Source organism: Caulobacter segnis (genome assembly GCF_029543125.1).
Classification (GTDB): Bacteria; Pseudomonadota; Alphaproteobacteria; order Caulobacterales; family Caulobacteraceae; genus Caulobacter; species Caulobacter segnis_D.
Genome location: NZ_JARQWW010000005.1, coordinates 264,490 through 284,757, shown reverse-complemented (window position 1 = coordinate 284,757; position 20,268 = coordinate 264,490). Strand labels below are relative to the sequence as shown.

Genomic DNA, 20,268 nt, shown 5'->3' with positions numbered 1-20,268 from the left:
AGCTTAGAAGGTCTTGCCGACCGTCAGCTTGAAGGTCCGGCCTTCGGCGTCCAGGGACGCCAGGTGGCGGCGGAACTTCTTGTCGCCGAGGTTGTCGACGGCGGCGCGGACATCCAGGCCTTCGAGCAGGCCGCCGCGGGGTTTCCAGCTCAGGAACAGGTTGTGGATGCTGTAGCCGGCGGTCCGCTCCGAGGCGATGGAGACCTCGCTCTGGTCGGAGGCGAACTCGCCACGCCAGCCGGCGGTGACGCCCTTCTGGGCCCAGTGGTAGCCGACCGTCAGGTTCAGCTCGTCCGCCGGGATGGTGTTGAGCGGCACCTTGCGGATGCGGTCCTCACCCTCGATGAACGCCAGACCCGCACGGGCGAACACGCCGCGCGAGGCGTATTCGGCCTCGATCTCGACGCCTTCGAAGCGGCTCTCACCCAGGTTGATGAAGTAGGCCGAAGTCGCCGTGCCGCGGGTGATCAGGTTCGACACGTCGTTGCGGAAGGCCGTGGTCTTCAGACGAACCGCGTCGCCCGGCAGGGCTACGCCGTCGAAGGACAGGGTGAAGCCGAGCTCGTAGTTGTCGGATTCTTCCGGCTCCAGGTTCAGGGCGAAGTTCGTCGCCGTGGCGTTGGTGCGGCTGTAGATTTCGTCCAGCACGGGCATGCGCACCGTGTGAGCAATCGAGCCGAACACCGAGAAGTTGTCGTTGAAGCTGTAGAGGGCGGCGATCTTCGGGGAGACCGCGTCATCCTTCACCACCGTGCGGGTGGTGACGCCGGCGCCGGGCTCAAGCTTGGTCCAGTCGACGCGGACGCCCGGGATGATGGTCAGCTTGTCCGACCAGACGAATTCCGCCTGAGCGTACAGACCGTACTTCTCCATGTTGCCTTCCGGGTGCGTCGCGGCCCCCGGCGTGGTGGAGCCGCTGGTGGTGACGCGCGGGTTGCGGCGCTCCTGCTTGTAGCCTTGCGCGCCGACGAACAGGAACGCGCTCCAGTCGGGGCTCAGGGTGAACTTGGACTGGTTCTCGATACGGCCCTGCAGGGTCTCGTAAGAGAACTCCGAATAGACCACGCCAGGCAGGAAGGTGGTTTCGCGCTGCTCGACCTTCGACATGGCGTAGGAGCCCTGCGCCGACAGGTTGAACAGGTTGGAGCCGTTGAAGTCGTTTTCGTAGCCGATGACGGCGGTGTCGTCGTCGACCTTGCGGCGGACCGGCGTGGTGCCGAAGGCTTCGGCTTGGTCATAGATCTGGGTGCTGTCGCTCAGCCAGTTCTGGTAGCTGGCCCAGATGTTGTGACCCCTCTTGCCGTTGATATAGTAGCGGCCCTTCAGAAGGTAGGAGCTGGAGTCCACGTTCGACGGATTGACCTCGACGCCGGCGCCGTTCTCGTAGTGGTCGCTCTTGCGGGCCGTGTACATGGCCAGCAGGTCCAGGTTCTCCACCGGCTTGGCGGCGAAGATCACCGAACCGAAGCGGGCGTTGGCATTGGTCTCATAGCCGCCGCGTACGCGGACGCCGAACTGGTCATCGCCCTTCAGGAAGTCCGACGCGTCCTTGGTGGTGAAGTTGACCACGCCGGCCAGCGCGCCCGCGCCGTACAGGGTGGAGGAGGCGGGGCCGCGCAGGACCTCGACGCGCTTGTACAGTTCCGGCTCCGAGAAGAAGCCGCCCATGCGGTACTGCTCGAAGAACTTCGTGACGCCGTCGACCTGCATCAGGATGCGGCTGTCGGAATCGGCCAGGCCGGTGCCCAGGCCGCGTATGTTGAAGCCCTGGCCCAGCGCGCTGACACCGCCCTGGACGCTGACGCCCGGGATGCCTTCCAGCATGTCGCCGATGGTGGTGGCCTGGGTGTCGTCGATATCGTCCTGGTCCAGCGAGGTCACAGCCTGCGGCGTGTCGATGGCGACCTTTTCGGCGCCGGCCGAGACGATGACGCGGCCCAGCGACAGCTTGGCGGTCGAATCGTCTTGAGCGTGGGCGGCGGTCGTCAGCAGCATGACGGATGCGCCAGCGAGGAGAGCGGTCCTGGACCGCTGCGAAAGAAGCTTCATTATGATCCCCAAGAGATGCGGATGAGTCGCATTAGCGACTTCTGTGTGTCTGCGCGTCTTGGCCCCGACGGCGACGCTTCTCTGCCTGACTAATGATTCAATTGCAAGTGACTCGCAACTGCACTATCGGAGCTGTGCCGGCACCGTCGTCGGCGACACTTTGTTCGGGGCGAGCATGAGACTTCTGAAATCCACCCTGTCGGCCGGCGCGGCCGCGGTTGTGCTGGCGGCGGCGGGTGTCGCGTCCGCGCACATGCCGTACCTGCTGCCGGGCGTCTTCACCCTGGGTGGCCGGGCCAACCACGTGACGCTGCAGTCGGCCTTCACCGAAGATCCCTTCATCGCCGAGGTGGTTCTGAAGTCTGACTTCTTCTTCGCCAAGGACCCCGCGGGCGCCGAGACGCCCATCGCGACGCCGACCTATCTGCGCGACCTGGCCGTGCTCGAAGCCGCCACGCCCGCCGAAGGGACCTACCGCTTCTCGACCGGCCCCCGTCAGGGCCGCAAGGGCAAGATGTACAAGGACGCCAAAGGCGACTGGCTGATGGTGGGCGAGGAAGCCGAAGGCGCGCCCGCCGGCGCCCAGCTCGTCGACGTGGCCAGCATCACCACCGCCGAATCGTATGTCACCAAGGGCAAGCCGACGACCGCGGCCCTGGAGGCCAAGGGCGTGGGTCTGGAGCTGAAGCCCGTGACCCATCCCAGCGACATCGGCGCGGGGCAGGCCGCCAAGTTCCAGCTGCTGTTCGACGGCAAGCCGCTGGCCGGGGCCCTGATCCGCCTCTATCGCGCCGCCGGTGTGTTCGACGGCAAGAAGGTCGCTGGCGAAGCCAAGACCGCCGCCGACGGTACGTTCAGCCTGACCGCTCCCGACGCCGGGCTCTACATGACCATCGTGCGCCACCGCACGGCGTCTCCGGCCGGCGCCGAGACGCCGTACCGCTCCTACACCCACACCCTCAGCTTCGAAGCCGCCCAATAGGGCTGGAGACCGACATGACCATCCGCAAGACGATTCTCTCGGCCGCCCTGCTGACGGTGATCGCCGCTCCTGCCTTCGCCGCCCCGCACGAGCGCAACGCCTTCATCCACGACTACGACGCCAACCACGACGGCGAAGTCACCCAGGCCGAGTTCGACGCCGGTCGTACGGCGCGCTTCAAGGCGACAGACACCAACGGCGACGGCTGGGTCTCGGAAGCCGAATATCTGGCCGAGTATGAAGTCCGCCTGGACGCCAAGCTGGCCAAGTCCGATGCGCCTGCCGAGGACAAGCTGGCCATCCGCCAGCGTGAGGTGCGCCAGACGCACGTCCGCTTCGGCGCCCTCGACAAGGACAAGGACGCCAAGATGACGAAGGCCGAATACGACGCCTCCGGCGCCCGCGCCTTCGCCCAGCAGGACAAGGACAAGAACGGCAAGATCACCAACGCCGACGCTGTTGTCGAAAAGGCCGAGGCCACGACAAAGCCTGCCGCCAACTGACTTCCTCCTGAGGGGAGGCGGCCGCCTCGTGTCTTCGGACCGGGCGGCCGCAGCTCCCTGGACGCCCTTGCCAAGGCCATGAGCCTCGGCCACTTTCCGCCCCCTTCTCTGCGGGGCGATCCATGCTCAACACCCTGATGCGCGCCGATCTGTCGGCCTTGCTGCGGCTCGCCGGCCCGGTGATCCTGGCGCGCCTGGGCATCATGGTCATGGGCCTGACCGACGCCATCGTCGTCGGCCATCATTCCGCCGAACAACTCGCTTTCCACGCCCTGGGCTGGGCGCCCACCGCCGCCATCGTCACCACGGGCGTCGGTCTGTTGGCCGGGGTTCAGGTCATGACCGCCCGCCGCCTCGGCGAAGGCCGTCGCGCCGAGACAGGCCCCATTCTGCGGCGCGGGATCGTCTACGCCTTCTGGGTCGGGGTCATCGCTACGGTCGGCCTGATCCTTGGCGGCCCCCCGATGCTCCATGCCCTGAAGCTGGAGGCCGGTCTGGCGGACGGGGCCAGCCAGGCGTTGCTGGTTTTCGCCCTGTCGTTGACGCCTTATCTGATCTCGGTGGCGGCCACCTACTACATGGAAGCCCTATCGCGGCCGGGGCCGGGTCTCGCCATCATGTGGATCGCGAACGGCCTGAACCTGATCCTGAACCTGCTGCTGGTGCCGGGCGTGCTCGGCATTCCCGCCATGGGGGCGGTGGGGTCGGCCTGGGCCACCTTCGGCTCCCGCGTGTTCCTGATGGTCGCCATGCTGATCTGCGTCTTCGGCATGAAGGAGGCGAGGGCGCTGGGCGTCTTCCAGCGTGCGCCGCGCGACCCTGCCTCGGCGGCGGAGCAGCGCAAGGTCGGCTACGGCGCGGGCGCTTCGTACCTCGTGGAGTCCGGGGCCTTCGCGGCCATGAGCGTCGTCGCCGGCCTGGTCGGCGGCCTGGCCGTCGCCGCCTGGGCGGTCGTGCTGAACGTAGCCGCCTTGATCTTCATGGTGCCGCTCGGCCTTGCCACGGCGACCGGCGTGCTGGTCGGCACCGCTTATGGCGCGCGCGACAGGGCGGCGGTGGAGCGCGCCGGCCTGCTCGGCGGCGGCGTGGCCCTGCTGGCGGGGACCCTGATCTCGGTCATCGTCTGGCCCACGGCGACGCTGATCGCCAGCGCCTATACGACGGATAGGGCGCTGCTGGCGTTGACTGCTCCCGCCATCGTTCTGGCCTGTCTCTTCTTCACCGCCGATGCGGTTCAGGTGGTGGCGGCTCAAGCCCTGCGGGCGCGCGGCGACGTGCTGGTGCCGACCATCACCCACGTCATCAGTTATGCCGTGATCATGACGCCCCTGGCGTGGTTCCTGGCCGTGCCTTTGGGCATGGGCCTGAACGGCATCGTCTGGGGCGTCATCGCCGCCAGCCTGGCGGCGGCGGTGTTCCTCTGCACTCGTTTCGAAATGCTGACCCGGCGCGACAGCTTTTAGGCGTCAGACCCCCAGGATCCAGCCTTCTTCCTGCTCGACGGCGTCCAGCACGTCGGTCGAGACGGCGCTCTGCGGACCGAAAGCGGCGCCCAGCTTGCCGGCTTCGTCCAAGCGGGCGAACTGCTCGCACACGGCGCGGACCTGGGCGCGGTCGATGATCTCGTCACCTTCGGGCTTCACCTCAGCCAGGGCGGGGTAGATTTCGGCGACGACCGCCTCCAGCCCGTCCAAGTCGGCGGGGGTAAGCGCGCGCCAGCCGGTCTCGAACGGCCAGACCTTGGCCTTGTCGCCCAGAACCTTCTTCAGTTCGGCGACGTGAGGAATGCCGACAATGGCCTGGCTGCCCACGGTGCCGTTGCCGAAGATTTGCCAGATGCTCTTGGCGCCCTTGGCCGCCTTGTCGGCGTGGCGCAGCTCGGCCGGCACGTCGTCGCGGCGAGCGGTCGGCTTGGTGGTGGTCAGCCAGCGTTGGGCGTCGTTGACCGGGCAACCCCAGAAGGGCTGGGCCTCGTCGGTCATCAGGCGGTTCATCTTCGCGGCGACGGCGAAGCGGTTGTTGGTGTTGTTCGGCTTGTCGACGACGTTTTTGGTCATGAACGCCCACTGGCCGCGCCAGTCGGCCGGGTTCAGGTCGAGCATCTTGGCCGTGCCGGCGGGATAACCCAGCGGGAAGTCGAAGCCGATCAGAACCCGCTCGCTGCGGCGGCGCAGGTCGGCCAGCACGTCGGCCAGGACCGTCATGGCCTCGGCGCGGGTGGAGGGATTGTGGGCCTCGAACGTCAGGCGGAAGCGCACGTCGCGTTTCAGAACGCCGATCCAGATGGAGTCCTTGCCCGTCTTCGGCTTGGCCGAGGCGCTCCAGTCGACGATCACATAGGCGTTGAACAGGCGGGACAAGACAGACACTCCGGAAGGCAAGGCGCGGTTCTATCTCCGAACGCCTTGCGGGCCAATGCGGCCACGCCTCCGAAAGCTGTTTTAGGAGGCTTGCTCCAGTGCGCCGCGAGCCGGTTCGGTCGCTGGAATGCGGAAGGGCTCGGGAGCGAGAGGCTTCAGGCCCAGGGCCTTGCGGGCGATCATCGGCGGGCGACGCTCTTCCGGCGTCATGAAGAAGCCGGCGTCGCGGACTTTCAGGCCGACGCCGCGATGGCCGCCCAGGACCGCCAGCGGCGCGGCCAGGATGAGACCGGTCACGATCGGCGCGGTGGCGGTCAGCAGGTCCGGGGTGAACCAGAACGCGCTGGCGAGGATGACGCCGGCGGCGCTGATCCAGCCCATGGCGCGCAAGGATTCATCCCAGCTGATGCGATCGGCTTCGCGGCGCTGGCGGGCCCAGCCGCTGTCGCGGCCCAGCAGGATCTCCACCAAGGCGCGGGTCTGGGTGAACATCAGCATCGGCGCGACCAGGGCCGACAGCACCATCTCGACACCCAGGCTCTTCACGATGGCCTTGCCGCCGCCGAAGGCCCGGCGCTCGACCTTGGAGCGCAGGACCAGGATCAGGCCCAGGATCTTCGGACCGAACAGCAGCACCCCAGTGATGATGATGGCCCACGCCGTCGCCTGGATTTCCTTCCAGTTGATCAGCGCCTCGGCCGCGGCCTGCACGTCGGCCCACTGGAACACGGCCTTCTTCAGGTCGGGCATCAGCAGGCGGGAGACGATGCCCACGCTCAGGGCCGCGAACCACAGCGGCGACAGGATGTAGGACAGGCAGCCGATCACCAGATGCAGGCGGCTCAGCCAGTTCAGGCCCGGTGTGCCGATCAGCGGGATATGCTGGACATTGCCCTGGCACCAGCGACGGTCGCGCGAGGCGAAGTCGAGCAGGTTGGGCGGGGATTCCTCGTAGGAGCCTTCCAGATACGGAGCCAGATGCACGCCCCAGCCGCCGCGGCGGAGCAGGGCGGATTCCAGCGCGTCGTGGCTCATCACCTGGCCGCCGAACGGCTTCGGTCCCGCCAGGACCGGCAGGCCGCAGGTCTCGGCGAAGGCGCGCACGCGGATGATGGCGTTGTGGCCCCAGAAGGAGCTTTCCGAACCCGACCACCAGGCAAGGCCCGTCCAGGCGACGCGGCCGTACAGGCGCGTGGCGAACTGCAGGCAGCGCGCGAAGATCGTCTGGCTGTTGATCACGACGGGCATGGTCTGGATCAGACCGATGGAGGGGTGACGCTCCATGGCGTCGGCGATGCGCACCATGGCCTCGCCGGTCATCAGGCTGTCGGCGTCGAGCACGATCATGTGCTCGTAGGCGGCGCCGTGGCGGCGGACCCAATCCGCGACGTTGCCGGCCTTGCGGCCCGTGTTCTGGGTGCGCAGGCGGTAATAGGCGTGGCTGGAGGCTTCGCGGCGGAAGTGGGCGAAGGCGGCCTGCTCGGCGAGGGCGATGGACGCCTCGCGCGTATCGCTGAGCACGAAGAAGTCGAAGCGCTCGCTGGCGCCGGCCTCGCCCAGGGACTCGTCCATGGCGCGGAGACGGGCGAAGACCGCCTGGGCGTCTTCGTTATGGATCGGCATCAGGATCGCGGTCTTGTCGCGAAGGCGGGGCATCGGCGCCGCCTCATCGATGCCGAGCGGGTCCTTGGGATGACGCAGCAGGATGATGAAGCCGGCCACTGCCGTGCAGAACCAGAGCGACAGCGCCAGGAACAGCGGAGCCAGCAGGGTCAGGCAGATGGCTTCCAGGCGGGTGATGCCGCCCAGGGCCACGGTGTCGTAGGTCGCCTTCCAGCCGGCCATGGCCAGCAGGGCGGTCAGCACGAAGATCGCGATGCGGCGAACCAGAATGTCGGTCGGCGAGCTTTCAGGCGTTGGGGCGGCTTCGCCCTGCCAGTCGTGCAGATCGCGGACCGGCATGGTCAGCGGGGTCTCGACAGGCATGTCGACGGCGCGAAGCTGGGCGTCTGTTTTCGGGGCGACGCCTTCACCGGACTCGGTACTGGCGAAAACCGCGCGATCGCTCGATTGGTCCATGATCGGTTGTGGTCCGCTCAAGCTTTGCAGGAAGGGGTCTTGGAGAAGGTCGCCCGAGCTGTTTTCACGCACCGAATGTCACGCACGATGTTCAGCTCCGCTGTACGCCTTCCGAGGTCTGAAAACCCCGACGCACCTACAGTAAAACTTCGATCACGAAATCGCTACCAGTTTAGGTGGGATTTTTGGGCTTCGCAGCGCAAAAAAATCGCTAACGCCCGTAATTTCAGCGGAATTTCATTCTCCGCCGCGCCATATGGCCTCATCACGAAATGCGTGATCGGACGGGAGGCGGGCGTGAATCAGCCGCTGGCTGTTCCCCACCGAAATCTTGTCCATAGTCTGGCCGATGAACACCACCACGACGACTTTCGTCGCTCCTGGCGACGGTTCGCGGCGTCGCTGAAATCCGCTAAGAGGCGCCCATGACGAAAGTTCTCAAAGCCGGCGTGGCCGGAGCGGGCGTGTTCGGCGGCTATCATGCCAAGAAGTACGCCGAACTCGATGGCGTCGAACTGGCGCTGGTGTTCGATGTGGACCTGCCGCGAGCGAAGGCTCTGGCCGAGCCGCTGGGCGCGCAGGCGACCGACGATCTGGCCGCCTTCATCGCCGCCGTCGACGTCGTGACCGTGGCCACGCCCGCCGTTCATCACGCGGGCCCGGCCCTGGCCGCCCTGGAGCAGGGCAAGCCGGTCTATGTGGAGAAGCCGGTCGCGGTGGAGCCGGAAGACGCGGACGAACTGATCGCCGCCGCCCTTGTGCGTGGCCTGCCGCTCGCCGTCGGCCATCAGGAACGTGTCGTGTTCCAGGCCATGGGGCTGTTGGACACTCCCGAGCAGCCGGTGCGGCTGGAGGCGGTGCGTCGCGGCACGCCGTCGGACCGCAGCCTGGACGTGTCAGTCGTGCTGGATCTGATGATCCATGACATCGACCTGGCTCTGACCGTTTGCGAAGCCGATCCCGTCGCCGTCGAGGCGGAGGGCGAGGCGACCCGCAATGACCTGCTCGACTGGGTGAAGGCCGAAGCTACTTTCGAGAACGGCTTCATCGCCACCTTCGACGCCTCCCGCGTCGCTGAGGCGCGCGAACGGACCATGAAGATCGTCTACCCCTCGGGCGAGGTGGAGATCGACTTCCTGGCGCGGACGTTCCGCAACACGACGCCGTTCCCGCTGATCGAGGATTTCAACAATACGCCAGCGGGCAAGGACCCCTTGGGCCGCAGCGTGGCGGAGTTCCTGGCGGCGGTGCGCGGCGACAGTCCGCGTCCGGCGGTCACGGGTGAGGAGGCCGCGCGAGCGCTTGATCTGGCCCTGGCGGTCGAGCAGGCCGCAGAGGGTTAGAAGAGCCTAGGCTCCTTGCCGTCGTCCTCGTCCCAAGGCGGATCATCGTCGATGACGTCCGCGAACAGGGGCAGGGCGTCCTTGGCGGGAGCCGGCGGCTTGGCCGCTTTTGGAGCAGGGGCGCGAGGCGGCTGCGGGCGGGGCGGCGGCGGAGGCTCGTGGAAGGCGGCTTCGTCCTCCTCGTCCTCATCGTCAAAGTCATCATAGACGGGTTGCGGAGCCGGCGTCGGCGGCGCCGCTTCACGACGCGCGATGGGCGTTGGCGGCGGCGGGTTGCGTGTGCCTGGCGCACGTTTGAGGATCGCCTCGATGCGGGCCAGCCAGCTGTTGGCCTCCTGCGCGGCCTTGGCGGCTGTAGGCGCGCTGCGCAGGGCGGCGTCCGAGGGAATCCATAGCGCCAGCTCAAAGTCCGCGTGCTTTGGGTCGTCGAACACCAATCGCAGGACGACGCTCTGCGCCTCGCCATAGGTGCGGTCCAGGAACCGCTTCGGCTCGTCGCGGAAAACCCGGCCTACCGACTGGCCGTCGACCAGAAGTTCGGCGCCGACCAGTTCGTTCAGGCGGAAGATCAGGCACCAGCCGCCCTTGTCCCAGGTGGTGGCGATCAGACCGCTGGTCAGGCGAAAGCCCACCCCGCGTCCGCGTCCCTTGGCGACGATGAAGGCGTCGGGCGCCCCGCCCAGCACCTTGGACAGGGCGCGGCGGATGCGGCGGTCTTCGTCCAGCAGCCATCGCGCCAGACTGCCGGCGAACGTCACCGCGGTCGCGGCGACAGCCAACATCACGAGAAGGCGGGCGAACTCCGTCATGGCGGAGAGGGTAAGGGCGAATCAGGGCCGCCGCGAAGAGGGACCTAGAGGTCGAGCTCCACCACGACCGGAACATGGTCTGACGGCTTCTCCGTGCCGCGCACGTCGCGGTGGATGATGCAGCTCTTCAGTCGGTCGGCGGCCTGGGGCGACAGCAGGGCGTGGTCGATCCGGATGCCGTGGTTCCGCTGCCAGGCGCCGGCCTGATAATCCCAGAACGTGTAGCCGCCAGGCGTTCCGTCGGCCTGCATGTAGGCGTCGGTGAAGCCGAGGTTCTTCAACGCCCGGAACGCGCCCCGGCTTTCCGGCTGGAACAGGGCGTCGCCGAGCCAGCCTTCCGGCTTATCGGCGTCTTCCGGCTCGGGGATCACGTTGTAGTCGCCCAGGATCACCAGCCGCTCTTCCTGTGTCAGCAACGCTTTCGCGTGGCGATGCAGGCGATCCATCCAGGCCAACTTGTAGGCGAACTTCTCGGTGCCGATCGGATTGCCATTGGGCAGGTAGATGCCCACGACCCGAACCGATGTCGCGCCGCCGGTGACAGCCTCGATGAAGCGGGCGTGATCGTCGGCGTCATCGCCCGGCAGGCCGCGGGTCACATCCTCAAGCGGCGTCTTCGAGAGCATGGCCACGCCGTTGTAGGTTTTCTGACCGTGAACGGCGACGTTATAGCCAAGCCTTTCAAAGGCTTCGGTCGGGAATTTCTCGTCGACGCACTTGATTTCCTGCAGCACGGCCACGTCGGGCTGCGCCTGGTCGAACCAGGCCACGATGTTCTCCAGCCGGGCGTTGACGGAGTTTACGTTCCAGGTGGCGATACGCATGGGCTCAGGGAATCCGGGGGGCGAAAGGGCTCGCAAGCTAGGGCGGCGATGCGCCGCGCTCAAGCACAAGCGTCAGTCACAGAACCGTGGTATGGTCGTCTCAAATCCGTCCGAGAGAGACGAGAGTGATGATTGGGAGAAACGCTTTTGGCGCGGGACCGCGCGACGTCAGTCGCCGCCGCGCCATGATGTGGGGCCTGGCGCTGTCGAGCCTGGCCGGTTTGGGACACGCCAACACGCCGGTGGCGCCCGCGCCGCCTCATGGACCGGAATTCGATGTCGGCACGGATGAGGATTCGGCGGACCGCGTGACCGCCCCGGTGTTCTTGAACGGCAAGGGGCCCTTCCCCTTCATGATCGACACAGGCGCCAATTACTCCGCGGTCTCAAACGAGCTGGCGGCGGCTCTGTCTCTCCCTGATCGGGGACCGGTGGTGCTGAACACCATCGTCGGCCCGGAGACGACGGGCTCCGTCGAGGCCGGGGAGATCAAGGTCGGCAGGAAGAGCGCCCGCAATGTCCGCATGGCTTCGATGCCCCGGCGCTGGCTCGGGGCCGCCGGCTTGATCGGGATGGACCAACTGGCGTCCCAGCGGCTTACGCTGGATTTCGCCAACGCCAGCATGAAATTCGGCGGAGCTCCCGCCTTTGGCGACACCTCGGCCATTGTCGTGTCGGCGCAGCACCGCTCGGGTCCGTTGACCCTGGTGAATGCGCGCGTCGGCGGGGCGTTGGTCACCGCGTTCCTCGATTCCGGCGCTGACGGCACGGTGGGCAATCCGGCTCTACGTCAGCTGATGGCGACACGTTTGAGGCGCGTGGCTTATAACGACATGTTCGTGCCATCGCCGTTGATCAGCCCCACGGGCCAGACGATTCCCGGCGAGCTGGCGGTGCTGCGATCGGTCAGCGTGGGCGGCATGGACATCAGCAACCTGCCGATCGTCTTCGCCGACCTGCACACCTTCCGCATGTGGGACATGCACGAGGAGCCGGCCTTTGTGCTTGGCGTCGACATCCTGCGGCGCTTCCGCAGCGTGGTGATCGACTTCCGCCGGGGAGAGGTGATCTTCCGTCTGCCCCGTGATGGCGGGCCGGCGCCCTATACCGGATCACGCATGCGCCGGGGGTGAGCCCTTGGCGCCACGTCGGGTGTTGTTAATGTCGCAGTGCGCGGTTCCATGCGCGTCTTCGCCTTCCCGGTCTTGACCCTCCCTCGTCGAGTGCGCGACAGGTTGAGAACAAGTGTTTTGGGAGGCGTGCCCTTTGAGACTCAAGGCCCGGATCAAGCGTGAGTTGCGGTTCCTCAAGGGGCTGCGTCGCACGCTAGGGCGCGTGAAGTCGATCGCGCCGGATTCCGGCAATCTGATCTGCGACGACATCGAAGCGGCCGTCGACAAGTACCGCGACCGCCAGGCCATCAGTTTCGAGGGCCGCTCCCTGTCCTATGGCGAGTTCGACCAGTTGGCGAACCGCTACGCGCATTGGGCCAAGAGCCAGTCCCTCACCCGCGGGCGGGTAGTGGCGCTCTACCTGCCGAACCGTCTGGAATACGTGGCCATCTGGTATGGCCTGACCAAGGTCGGCGTGGTCACCGCCCTGATCAACAACAACCTCACTGGCCAGGCGCTGTCTCACTGCCTGAACATCTCCGGCGCCAGCCACATCATCGTCGATGATGAGACCGCCCCGCATGTGGACGCGACGAAGGCGCAGCTTGATCGACCCATGCAGCAGTGGACCCTCTCCGCGCCGCAGGGGGATCAGCGCGATCTGGTCAATGCGCTGAAGAGCTGCTCTCAGCTTCGCCCCGATCGCCAGAACGTGCGCGGCGATCTGGTGGCCAAGGATACGGCGCTGCTGATCTTCACCAGCGGCACCACTGGCCTGCCGAAAGCCGCGAAGATCACCCACATGCGGTGCCAGCTCTATATGCGCGGCTTCGCCGGTTCGACCGGTTCGCGCGAGACCGACCGCATCTACATGACCCTGCCGCTCTATCACGCCACTGGCGGGCTTTGCGCGGTGGGCGCGGGCCTGCTGAACGGCGGCGCGGTGGTCCTCAAGAAGAAGTTCTCGGCCAGCCACTTCTGGGACGATATCGTCACCGAGCAATGCACCATGTTCGTCTATATCGGCGAGCTGTGCCGCTATCTGGTGAACCAGCCGGAGCACCCTCTGGAGCGCGGACACAAGTTGCGCCTGGCGTTCGGCAACGGCCTGCGCGCCGATGTCTGGGAGGAGATGCAGAAGCGTTTCGCCATCCCGAACGTGCTGGAATTCTACGGCGCGACCGAAGGCAACGTCAGCATGTTCAATTTCGACGGCAAGGTCGGCGCGGTCGGCCGGGTGCCGAAGTATTTGAAAAAACGCTTCAACTTCCGCTTGGTGCAGTTCGACATTGAGGCCGAAGAGCCGATCCGGGGCCCCTCCGGCCTGTGCATCGAGTGCGGTCCAGGTCAGGTTGGTGAATGCCTGGGCCGTATCGACCCGAAGGACGCCCGCGCCACCTTCACCGGCTACGCCGACAAGGCCGCGACCGAGAAGAAGGTCCTGCACGACGTCTTCGAAAAGGGCGACGCCTGGTTCCGCACCGGCGACCTGATGCGTGTGGACAGCGACGGCTATTTCTATTTCGTCGATCGGGTGGGGGACACCTTCCGCTGGAAGGGGGAGAACGTCTCCACCAGTGAAGTGGCTGAACACCTCTCCGCCATTCCCGGGGTGCAGGAAGTGAACGTCTATGGCGTCGAGGCGCCAGGATCGGACGGCCGCGCAGGCATGGCCTCGCTGGTCGTCGGGCCGGAGTTCGACATCAAGACCCTCGCCGAGGCGGTGGACAATGACCTGCCGGCCTATGCGCGCCCCGTCTTCGTGCGGCTTCAGCCGCAGATCGAGACGACCGGCACCTTCAAGTATCGCAAGATCGACCTGGTCCAGGACGGCTTTGACCCGAACAAGGTCAAGGATCCGATCTATTTCCGCGCCGGCGCCAAGGGCTTCGTGAAGGTCACCAAGGCGGTTCACACCAAGATCGTCGAAGGCGGATACCGACTGTAATGCATCGCGCGTTCCCCATCGCCGCCGCCCTATCGGGCGTCCTGGCCGTTTCCGCATGTGCGCCTAAGCCGCCGGCTGGCGTTGACGCTGAACTGCTGGCTCAGGAGATCGGCAACGCCATCGGGTCTGATTCCACCTGCGTGCTGTTCGCCAGGGCCGGTGGAAGCGGTCAGGTGGTGCACCGCTACGGAACGCACCTGACCTGCGGCAGGACCCTGCCTTCGTGTGAAGGAGGCAGCGTCACCGCCGCCGACATGCTCCAGCGCGCGGCCAAGGGTGATGTGCTGTCTCTAAGCTGCGATACGCGCGTCGAAGACGCCCGGACGGTGGGCTGGGCGACGGGACGCGTCGCCCAGACCGGACCAGCCCGCGACCTCGTCTATGTCGCGGTGATGGAAGGCGACCGCGCCTTGCCGGGGCGGGAGATCCGCACCCGCATCGAGGCCGCCTTCCGGGTCGCCAAGCTCTAAGACAAGCGCTTAGCGGGCGGCCTCATAGGTCGCCGACACATCCACGCGGACCCGCAGTTCGCCACCCTCGATCGGAGTGGAGTCCGCGAACTCGCGCTTGGCCGCCATCATCATCACTGGACGCGGGGGCTCCGGCGCATAGCCACCGGACTCGTTCAGCGACACCAGCCGGACCAGCTTGTAGCCGGTGGCCTGGGCATAGAGCGCGGCCTTGGCTTCCAGGGCCTTCACGGCTTCGCGGCGGGCCGCGTCTTCGGCAGCCTTGGGATCGGTCAGGCCGAAGCTGATGCCGTTGATGGTGTTGGCGCCGGCGGTGACCGTGGCGTCCACGGTCTGGCCAAGCTTGGCCAGGTCGCGCACCCGGATGGTGACCTGGTTGGCGGCTTGATAGCCGGTCAGCTTCGGCGGCTGGTTCTGTTCATAGGCGTACTGCGGGTTCAGGTTCAGGCCCGAGGTCTGGATGTCGCGGCTTTCGATGCCGGCCTTCTTGATGGCGGCGACCACCTGATTCATGCGGGCGGCGTTGGCCTTCATGGCCTCGGCGGCGGTGGGAGCCTCGACATTCACGCCCAGGGTGATGGTGGCCATGTCCGGCGCGACCCGGGTCTCGCCGAAGGCCGACAGGTTCAGGGTGGTGGCCTTGAACTGGACGTCAGCCGCGGTGAGCACGGTCTGGGCGCTGGCGGAAGCCGCGCCGGCGGTGACGAGCAGCGCCCCGAGGGCGGCGGCGCGGAACAGGGTCTTCATCGATATCTCTCCAAGGGCGGTGGTCCGCCGTAACGACGAGCGCAACCTGAGCGTTGCAACATGAACCGGAGCTTTAAGCCGCGTGCAGCGCGTGGTAACCCCCCGCTTCCGGTTGCGGCGACGCAGTCAGGGCCTGTAGCTCAATGGTTAGAGCCGACCGCTCATAACGGTCTGGTTGGGGGTTCGAGTCCCTCCGGGCCTACCAATTCCCGAAAGCATCGTGATACTGACTGGCCTATGCACGGTGTGGCTTCTATCGCCCGCCGGCATGCGGCGAGGGGCGGACGCCGTCAGTACAACAGAGCGTATGGAGCCCCGATGAACCAGCCCGTCCGATTCGAAGCCGCCCATCTCTATACGGACGCGTCCGGCTTCATCGACGTGAAGAAGCTGATCGAGGCCTACCCGTTCGAGGATCACGTGCGGCGGGCGGACGAGTACTTCCGCACCATCGAAAGGCCGTGGGATCACCACTTCCGCAAGCCGTTCCATGAGGTGAACGACACGGCCGCGACCCTGTCGGGCTTCGCCGCGGTGCTGAAGGTGGGCAAGTTCAAGCCGGGCCTGACCGTGGCCGACTTCGGCTGCGGCGCGGGCTGGCTGAGCGCCGCCCTGGCGATGATGCGCTGTCGGCCCGTCGGACTGGATATCTCTGAAGGCGGGCTGGAGATGGCGCGCCGGTTCGTCGGCGAACATCCGCTGCTGAGCACGCTGGACATCCGGTTCGAGGCGATCCGCCGAGAGAAGTCGGTGCCGTTGGAGGACAACTCCGTCGACCGGCTGATCTGCTTCGACAGCTTCCACCACGTGTCCGATCAGGCCGCCTATCTGGAAGAGTTCCACCGGGTCCTGGCGCCCGGCGGTCTGGCGATCTTCCACGAGCCTGGCCCGCGCCATTCGCGGACGGAGCAGTCGCAGTTGGAGATGCGCGAATACGCGGTCATCGAGAACGACATCTTCATCGACGAGATCTGGGCCAACGCCCGCAAGGCCGGGTTCGTCGACATCGATATGGCGATCTTCAATGATCAGCCGCTGACCATGAAGCTTGATGGCTTCAATCGGGGCATCCGCGGGTTGCTGGCCCCATGGACCTATTACAAGCTCGGCCGCCAGCTCATGCAGCAGAGCTATGACAAGCGCGTCTTCGTACTGCGCAAGGCGGGATCGCTGGACGCCAGCAGCCGTTTTGCGGATCAGCTCGATGGCGGCATGGCTTTGGTCGAGCAAAGCTTCGAGCCGGAGAAACGCATTTTCACCGCCGTGCTGGAGGTCGCCAACACCGGTCCTGGCGCTTGGCTGCCTTCGAGCGCGGGATTCGGCGCGGTGAATCTGGGCCTGAATGCCGTTGGAGCAGAAGGATCGAAGGCCTATCCCGACGCCATCCACCTGCCGGTGTCGTCCAACGTCACAGACAGTGGTGAAAGCCGCCGCGTGACCGTGACAGCTGAAATCCCCTGGCAGCTAGGCCCGGAGTTCACCGTCGAGATCCAGCTGGTTTCGGAGTCTGTGGCCTGGTTCGGCCAGCCGATTCAAATTCGGAACTCGCCGCCGGCCTGAGGCCCGCCTATATGCGTGCCCATGGCTGAAGCGTTCAACGAAATCACCCTCTCCGCCGACAAGGCCGCCCGCTATGCGGAGGTGGCCGCTGAGGTCGCTTCCGTCTTGGACGGAGAGAGCAACCTGACCGCCCGCATGGCGACGGTGGCGTCGATGCTGGCCAACAGCTTCGACCACTACTTCTGGACCGGCTTCTATGTGGTCGATCCGGCCAAGCCGCGCGAACTGGTGGTGGGGCCGTATCAGGGCACGCTCGGCTGCCTGCGCATCGCCTTCGGCCGCGGCGTCTGTGGCGCGGCGGCGGAGACGGGCGAGACCCAGCTGGTGAAGGATGTGCACGCTTTCCCGGGCCACATCGCCTGCGACAGCCGCTCACAGAGCGAGATCGTCGTGCCGGTGTTTGACGCGGCGGGGACCCTGCTCGCAGTGTTCGACGTCGATTCCGACCAGCCCGCCGCCTTCGATGCCGTCGATCAACAAGGCATCGAGGCCATTCTGACCGCCACTTTCGCCAAGGCTGGCTGACGCCTTGCGGCGCAAGACAGTTTCGTCTCAATGGATGGCATGACCGAAACCCGCGTCGAGCTTGATCAGGACGCGCTCGCCAATGCGCGGGCGCTGCGCGACGCGTTCGGCTGTTTCACCACTGGCGTGACGGTTGTGACCGCCCTGTGTCCGGAAGGGCGCAAGCTGGGCTTCACGGTCAATTCCTTCGCCTCGGTGTCGCTGGATCCGCCCCTGGCCCTGATCTGCGTGGACCTGAATTCATTCAGCCTGCAGGGGCTGGAGGCGAGCGGCGCCTTCGCCGTGAACGTGCTGCACGCTGATCAGCAGGATCTGGCGAGGCAGTTCGTCCAGCGGGACGACGACCGCTTCGAGGGTGTCGGGCTCGAGACCTGGGGCACCGGCTCGCCGATCATCGACGACTGCATGGCCAATTTCGAATGCCGGATCAGCCAGGCCTTCGACGCCGGGGATCACCGCGTGATCGTGGGTGAGATCCTGCGCGTCCGCTTCGACCCGGCGCATGAGCCGCTGGTCTACTTGCAGGGCCGGTTCCGCAAGGTCCACGTGGACGACCTAGTAGACGTCCCTGCGGTAGAGGCCGTCCTCGGTCAGCTCCGCCATGGTCCGAGCCCCTAGGATCTCGTTCATGGCTGCGCCGACCGCCTTGCCCATCTCGATCCCGCCGCAGACATAGATCGCCGCGCCCTGGCTGACCCAGAGCCGCACTTCGTCGGCTGCCTCGGTCAGGCGATGCTGCACATAGATCCGCTCCGCCTGGTCGCGAGAAAAGGCGAGGGTCACGCGCTCCAGAACGCCAGAGGAGGTCCAGGATTCGATCTCGGCCTGATGGAAGTAGTCGCGCGCCGCATTGCGTTCGCCGAAGATCAGCCAGTTGCGATGTGCTCCGGCGGCTGCACGAGCCTTCAGATGCGCGCGCAGGCCCGCCAGGCCGGTGCCCGCGCCGATCAGGATCAGCGGTCGCGACGGCTCCGGCGCATGGAAGGCGCGGTTGGCGCGGATGCGCAGGTCGATGTCGCCGCCGATCTCGGCATACTTGGTCAGCCAGCCGGAGCCGATGCCGAAGCCGCCGTCCGGCCGCATCATGGTGCGGATGATCAGTTCGACACGACCATCCTGCGGGATGGAGGCGATGGAGTATTCGCGGTGGGGCGGGGCCGGAGCGTCCGCCGGCGCATCCGGTCCATAGCGCGGGCCGATCTCCACGATGTCGCCCGCCGCCCAAACGGCCGGGCCCTCGACCGGCTCGAGCGCTACGTGCCAAGCTTCGCCGCCCTGGCTGCCAGGATTGATCAGGCGGCGCTCCGCAAGCCGCCAGCGCTCATAGGCCGGACGGCTCCAGTCCGGGGCGTCAGTGACGCCGCTGATGGCGCTGAGCTGATGCTGCCAGTGGCGCAGGGCGCCTTCGTCTCCGTCGTCAACCTCGACGCGATCAAACAGCGGGGCCGCGCCGCGTTCGGTCAGCCAGGCGTCGAGGTGCCGGCCAAAGGCGCAGAACTGGCTGTAGGAGCTGTCGCCCAGGGAAAGCAGGCCGTAGCTGAGGCCGCTGAGATCGGGCTCCGCCTTCATCACCCGGCCGACGAAACGGGCGGCAGGGTCGGGGGCGTCGCCTTCGCCGGTGGTGCTGGCCACGAACAGGGCGCGCTTGGCGTTTGTCAGATCTTCGGCGGTCAGGTCGGAAATCGAAAGAACGCGGGCGCCCACCTGACCCATCTGGAGAGCTTTGGCGGTGGTCCAGGCCAGATCCTCCGCAAACCCTGTCTGGCTGGCATAGACGACCAGGACCGCTTCACCGCCCCCGGCGAGGGCGTCAGCCTCGCGACGCGCACGACGGCGCAGCAGGGCGCGACGCAGGGCGACGCCCGTGCAGAACAGCACATAGGCCAGTACGGCGGCGGCGGCCCACAGCAGGCGCTCGGGCGAAAGGGCGGGAAGCTCACTCATCTTCAAGCATGGCCGCGAAGGCCGAGGTCATGTGTTCGTCGTAGCCGGTCGAGGAGCGCGACACGATCACAGCGGCCAAGCCGCGACGCTCGGCGTAATCCAGCCCCGCCTGGACGCCGAGGACGGTGATGGCGGTGGCTTCGGCGTCCGCGCGCATGCAGCTGCTGTGCAGTACGGTGACTGATGCGGCGGGGTCGATGACGGGACGGCCCGTGCGGGGGTCGAGCGTGTGACCGTACCAAGCGCCGGCGTGACGGAAGCGTCGCCGCCAATCGCCCGACGTCGCGGCGGCGAGACCGCACGCCGCCACCACGAAGCGGCCGCCCTCGACCTCGGGCGCGTTCTCCAGCTCGATCCACCAGGGCTGGGCGTCCGGCTTGACGCCGTAGCCATAGAGCTCGCCGCCGATCTCGATCAGCGCCGAGGGAGCGCCGAGGTCCTTGAGGCCGTCAGCGATGTGATCCACCGCAAAGCCTTTGGCGATGCCCGAGAAGTCCAGCCGCAAGCCGCCGGGCTGCTGCAGGCGGCCCAAGGCGTCGACGACGACGCGCCGCCAGCCGATCGAGGCGGCGGCTTCCTGGCTTTCGGCGGGCGAGGGAAGAGCCTCTTTCACCACCTTGGGACCAAAGCCCCACAGATCCACGGCGCCGCCCACGGTGGGATCAAAGGCGCCGTCGCTAGCTTCGGCGACGTCCAGCGCGCAGGCCAGAACCTTGGCGAAGGCTGTCGGCATGTCATGCCAGGAGCCGCTCTCGGCGACGTTGAAGCGGCTGACGAGGGATCCGTGATCCCAAGTGCTCATTTCGGTGATGACCTGATCGAGCCGCTCGGTGATCACGGCATCAACGTCCGCGCGGGAGGCGACGCCGTTATCGACGAACTTCACGGACCAGGTCGTGCCCATGGTCTCGCCGCCCAGACTGAGCAGCGAGCCCGCCGGCCGCTCGGGAGCGACGGCGATATGGGGGACGAGGACGCGGTTCATCGGGGAGGATGAGCCGGCGACGGACGGA

The 20,268-nt window shown here is 66.6% G+C and carries 18 protein-coding genes and 1 tRNA gene; 11 read left to right on the top strand and 8 right to left on the bottom strand.

The window, feature by feature from the left end:
* Window positions 1–3: 3 nt before the first annotated feature.
* Window positions 4–1,995 (bottom strand): TonB-dependent receptor domain-containing protein, encoded by a 1,992-nt coding sequence (locus P7B02_RS16240; RefSeq protein ID WP_277787393.1) that lies wholly within the window; start codon window positions 1,993–1,995, stop codon window positions 4–6.
* A 229-nt stretch (window positions 1,996–2,224) separates the two neighbouring features.
* Here P7B02_RS16240 and P7B02_RS16235 point away from each other — a divergent pair, with 229 nt between their 5' ends.
* From P7B02_RS16235 to P7B02_RS16225, 3 genes are all read left to right on the top strand, one after another.
* Window positions 2,225–3,031, top strand: coding sequence for a DUF4198 domain-containing protein (locus P7B02_RS16235; RefSeq protein WP_277787392.1), 807 nt, complete (start codon window positions 2,225–2,227; stop codon window positions 3,029–3,031).
* Window positions 3,032–3,045: 14 nt separating this feature from the next.
* A complete protein-coding gene (locus P7B02_RS16230) occupies window positions 3,046–3,534 on the top strand; it encodes a hypothetical protein (protein WP_277787391.1) in 489 nt (162 codons plus the stop codon).
* 122 nt (window positions 3,535–3,656) lie between these two features.
* Window positions 3,657–4,997 (top strand): MATE family efflux transporter, encoded by a 1,341-nt coding sequence (locus tag P7B02_RS16225; RefSeq protein WP_347276660.1) that lies wholly within the window; start codon window positions 3,657–3,659, stop codon window positions 4,995–4,997.
* A 3-nt stretch (window positions 4,998–5,000) separates the two neighbouring features.
* On the opposite strand, the gene P7B02_RS16220 is transcribed toward P7B02_RS16225, so the two are convergent.
* Window positions 5,001–5,894: a cobalamin biosynthesis protein CbiG gene (locus P7B02_RS16220; protein WP_277787390.1), complete on the bottom strand. Its 894-nt coding sequence runs from the start codon at window positions 5,892–5,894 to the stop codon at window positions 5,001–5,003.
* Window positions 5,895–5,975: 81 nt separating this feature from the next.
* The gene (gene mdoH / locus P7B02_RS16215; RefSeq protein WP_347276659.1) at window positions 5,976–7,973 is read right to left on the bottom strand and encodes a glucans biosynthesis glucosyltransferase MdoH; all 1,998 of its coding nucleotides are present in this window, start codon (window positions 7,971–7,973) and stop codon (window positions 5,976–5,978) included.
* Between the two features lie 425 nt (window positions 7,974–8,398).
* On the opposite strand from mdoH, the gene P7B02_RS16210 reads away from it, so the two are divergent.
* Entirely contained in the window at window positions 8,399–9,316 is a 918-nt protein-coding gene (locus tag P7B02_RS16210; RefSeq protein ID WP_277787389.1) for a Gfo/Idh/MocA family protein, read from the top strand.
* Here the strand turns inward: P7B02_RS16210 and P7B02_RS16205 are convergent.
* Both P7B02_RS16205 and xth read right to left on the bottom strand, forming a co-directional pair.
* Complete coding sequence (locus P7B02_RS16205) at window positions 9,313–10,125, bottom strand: hypothetical protein (protein WP_277787388.1); 813 nt, start codon at window positions 10,123–10,125, stop codon at window positions 9,313–9,315. The two genes, P7B02_RS16210 and P7B02_RS16205, sit on opposite strands and share 4 nt — an antisense overlap.
* A 44-nt stretch (window positions 10,126–10,169) precedes the next feature.
* Window positions 10,170–10,949 (bottom strand): exodeoxyribonuclease III, encoded by a 780-nt coding sequence (xth, locus tag P7B02_RS16200; protein ID WP_277787387.1) that lies wholly within the window; start codon window positions 10,947–10,949, stop codon window positions 10,170–10,172.
* A 128-nt stretch (window positions 10,950–11,077) separates the two neighbouring features.
* Between xth and P7B02_RS16195 the strand changes: the two genes are divergently transcribed.
* From P7B02_RS16195 to P7B02_RS16185, 3 genes are all read left to right on the top strand, one after another.
* Window positions 11,078–12,082: a retroviral-like aspartic protease family protein gene (locus P7B02_RS16195; RefSeq protein ID WP_277787386.1), complete on the top strand. Its 1,005-nt coding sequence runs from the start codon at window positions 11,078–11,080 to the stop codon at window positions 12,080–12,082.
* Between the two features lie 133 nt (window positions 12,083–12,215).
* Window positions 12,216–14,009 (top strand): long-chain-acyl-CoA synthetase, encoded by a 1,794-nt coding sequence (locus tag P7B02_RS16190; RefSeq protein ID WP_277787385.1) that lies wholly within the window; start codon window positions 12,216–12,218, stop codon window positions 14,007–14,009.
* Window positions 14,009–14,479 (top strand): hypothetical protein, encoded by a 471-nt coding sequence (locus tag P7B02_RS16185; RefSeq protein WP_277787384.1) that lies wholly within the window; start codon window positions 14,009–14,011, stop codon window positions 14,477–14,479. The genes P7B02_RS16190 and P7B02_RS16185 overlap by 1 nt, the downstream gene beginning before the upstream one ends.
* A gap of 9 nt (window positions 14,480–14,488) precedes the next feature.
* On the opposite strand, the gene P7B02_RS16180 is transcribed toward P7B02_RS16185, so the two are convergent.
* A complete protein-coding gene (locus tag P7B02_RS16180) occupies window positions 14,489–15,226 on the bottom strand; it encodes an SIMPL domain-containing protein (protein WP_277787383.1) in 738 nt (245 codons plus the stop codon).
* A 129-nt stretch (window positions 15,227–15,355) separates the two neighbouring features.
* Here P7B02_RS16180 and P7B02_RS16175 point away from each other — a divergent pair.
* From P7B02_RS16175 to P7B02_RS16160, 4 genes are all read left to right on the top strand, one after another.
* A tRNA-Ile gene (locus tag P7B02_RS16175) sits at window positions 15,356–15,431 on the top strand.
* A 113-nt stretch (window positions 15,432–15,544) separates the two neighbouring features.
* Window positions 15,545–16,786 carry a class I SAM-dependent methyltransferase gene (locus P7B02_RS16170; protein WP_277787382.1) on the top strand — a complete coding sequence of 414 codons (1,242 nt, stop codon included), beginning with the start codon at window positions 15,545–15,547 and terminating at the stop codon, window positions 16,784–16,786.
* A gap of 21 nt (window positions 16,787–16,807) precedes the next feature.
* On the top strand, window positions 16,808–17,311 hold the full coding sequence (locus tag P7B02_RS16165) for a GAF domain-containing protein (protein WP_277787381.1): 504 nt from the start codon (window positions 16,808–16,810) through the stop codon (window positions 17,309–17,311).
* Between the two features lie 39 nt (window positions 17,312–17,350).
* Window positions 17,351–17,929, top strand: coding sequence for a flavin reductase family protein (locus P7B02_RS16160; protein ID WP_277787380.1), 579 nt, complete (start codon window positions 17,351–17,353; stop codon window positions 17,927–17,929).
* Here P7B02_RS16160 and P7B02_RS16155 read toward each other — a convergent pair.
* Entirely contained in the window at window positions 17,867–19,255 is a 1,389-nt protein-coding gene (locus P7B02_RS16155) for a sulfite reductase subunit alpha (RefSeq protein WP_277787379.1), read from the bottom strand. The genes P7B02_RS16160 and P7B02_RS16155 overlap by 63 nt on opposite strands.
* The gene (locus P7B02_RS16150) at window positions 19,248–20,240 is read right to left on the bottom strand and encodes an FAD:protein FMN transferase (RefSeq protein WP_277787378.1); all 993 of its coding nucleotides are present in this window, start codon (window positions 20,238–20,240) and stop codon (window positions 19,248–19,250) included. The genes P7B02_RS16155 and P7B02_RS16150 overlap by 8 nt, the downstream gene beginning before the upstream one ends.
* Between the last annotated feature and the right edge of the window lie 28 nt (window positions 20,241–20,268).

Excerpts from the sequence above, each read along its gene's own strand:
- P7B02_RS16210 (WP_277787389.1), top strand. The coding sequence starts at position 8,399 with ATGACGAAAGTTCTCAAAGCCGGCGTGGCCGGAGCGGGCGTGTTCGGC.
- P7B02_RS16165 (WP_277787381.1), top strand. The coding sequence starts at position 16,808 with ATGGCTGAAGCGTTCAACGAAATCACCCTCTCCGCCGACAAGGCCGCC.
- P7B02_RS16230 (WP_277787391.1), top strand. The coding sequence starts at position 3,046 with ATGACCATCCGCAAGACGATTCTCTCGGCCGCCCTGCTGACGGTGATC.
- P7B02_RS16170 (WP_277787382.1), top strand. The coding sequence starts at position 15,545 with ATGAACCAGCCCGTCCGATTCGAAGCCGCCCATCTCTATACGGACGCG.
- P7B02_RS16195 (WP_277787386.1), top strand. The coding sequence starts at position 11,078 with ATGATTGGGAGAAACGCTTTTGGCGCGGGACCGCGCGACGTCAGTCGC.
- P7B02_RS16180 (WP_277787383.1), bottom strand. The coding sequence starts at position 15,226 with ATGAAGACCCTGTTCCGCGCCGCCGCCCTCGGGGCGCTGCTCGTCACC.
- mdoH (WP_347276659.1), bottom strand. The coding sequence starts at position 7,973 with ATGGACCAATCGAGCGATCGCGCGGTTTTCGCCAGTACCGAGTCCGGT.
- P7B02_RS16235 (WP_277787392.1), top strand. The coding sequence starts at position 2,225 with ATGAGACTTCTGAAATCCACCCTGTCGGCCGGCGCGGCCGCGGTTGTG.
- P7B02_RS16155 (WP_277787379.1), bottom strand. The coding sequence starts at position 19,255 with ATGAGTGAGCTTCCCGCCCTTTCGCCCGAGCGCCTGCTGTGGGCCGCC.
- P7B02_RS16185 (WP_277787384.1), top strand. The coding sequence starts at position 14,009 with ATGCATCGCGCGTTCCCCATCGCCGCCGCCCTATCGGGCGTCCTGGCC.
- P7B02_RS16150 (WP_277787378.1), bottom strand. The coding sequence starts at position 20,240 with ATGAACCGCGTCCTCGTCCCCCATATCGCCGTCGCTCCCGAGCGGCCG.
- P7B02_RS16205 (WP_277787388.1), bottom strand. The coding sequence starts at position 10,125 with ATGACGGAGTTCGCCCGCCTTCTCGTGATGTTGGCTGTCGCCGCGACC.
- P7B02_RS16160 (WP_277787380.1), top strand. The coding sequence starts at position 17,351 with ATGACCGAAACCCGCGTCGAGCTTGATCAGGACGCGCTCGCCAATGCG.
- P7B02_RS16225 (WP_347276660.1), top strand. The coding sequence starts at position 3,657 with ATGCTCAACACCCTGATGCGCGCCGATCTGTCGGCCTTGCTGCGGCTC.
- xth (WP_277787387.1), bottom strand. The coding sequence starts at position 10,949 with ATGCGTATCGCCACCTGGAACGTAAACTCCGTCAACGCCCGGCTGGAG.
- P7B02_RS16240 (WP_277787393.1), bottom strand. The coding sequence starts at position 1,995 with ATGCTGCTGACGACCGCCGCCCACGCTCAAGACGATTCGACCGCCAAG.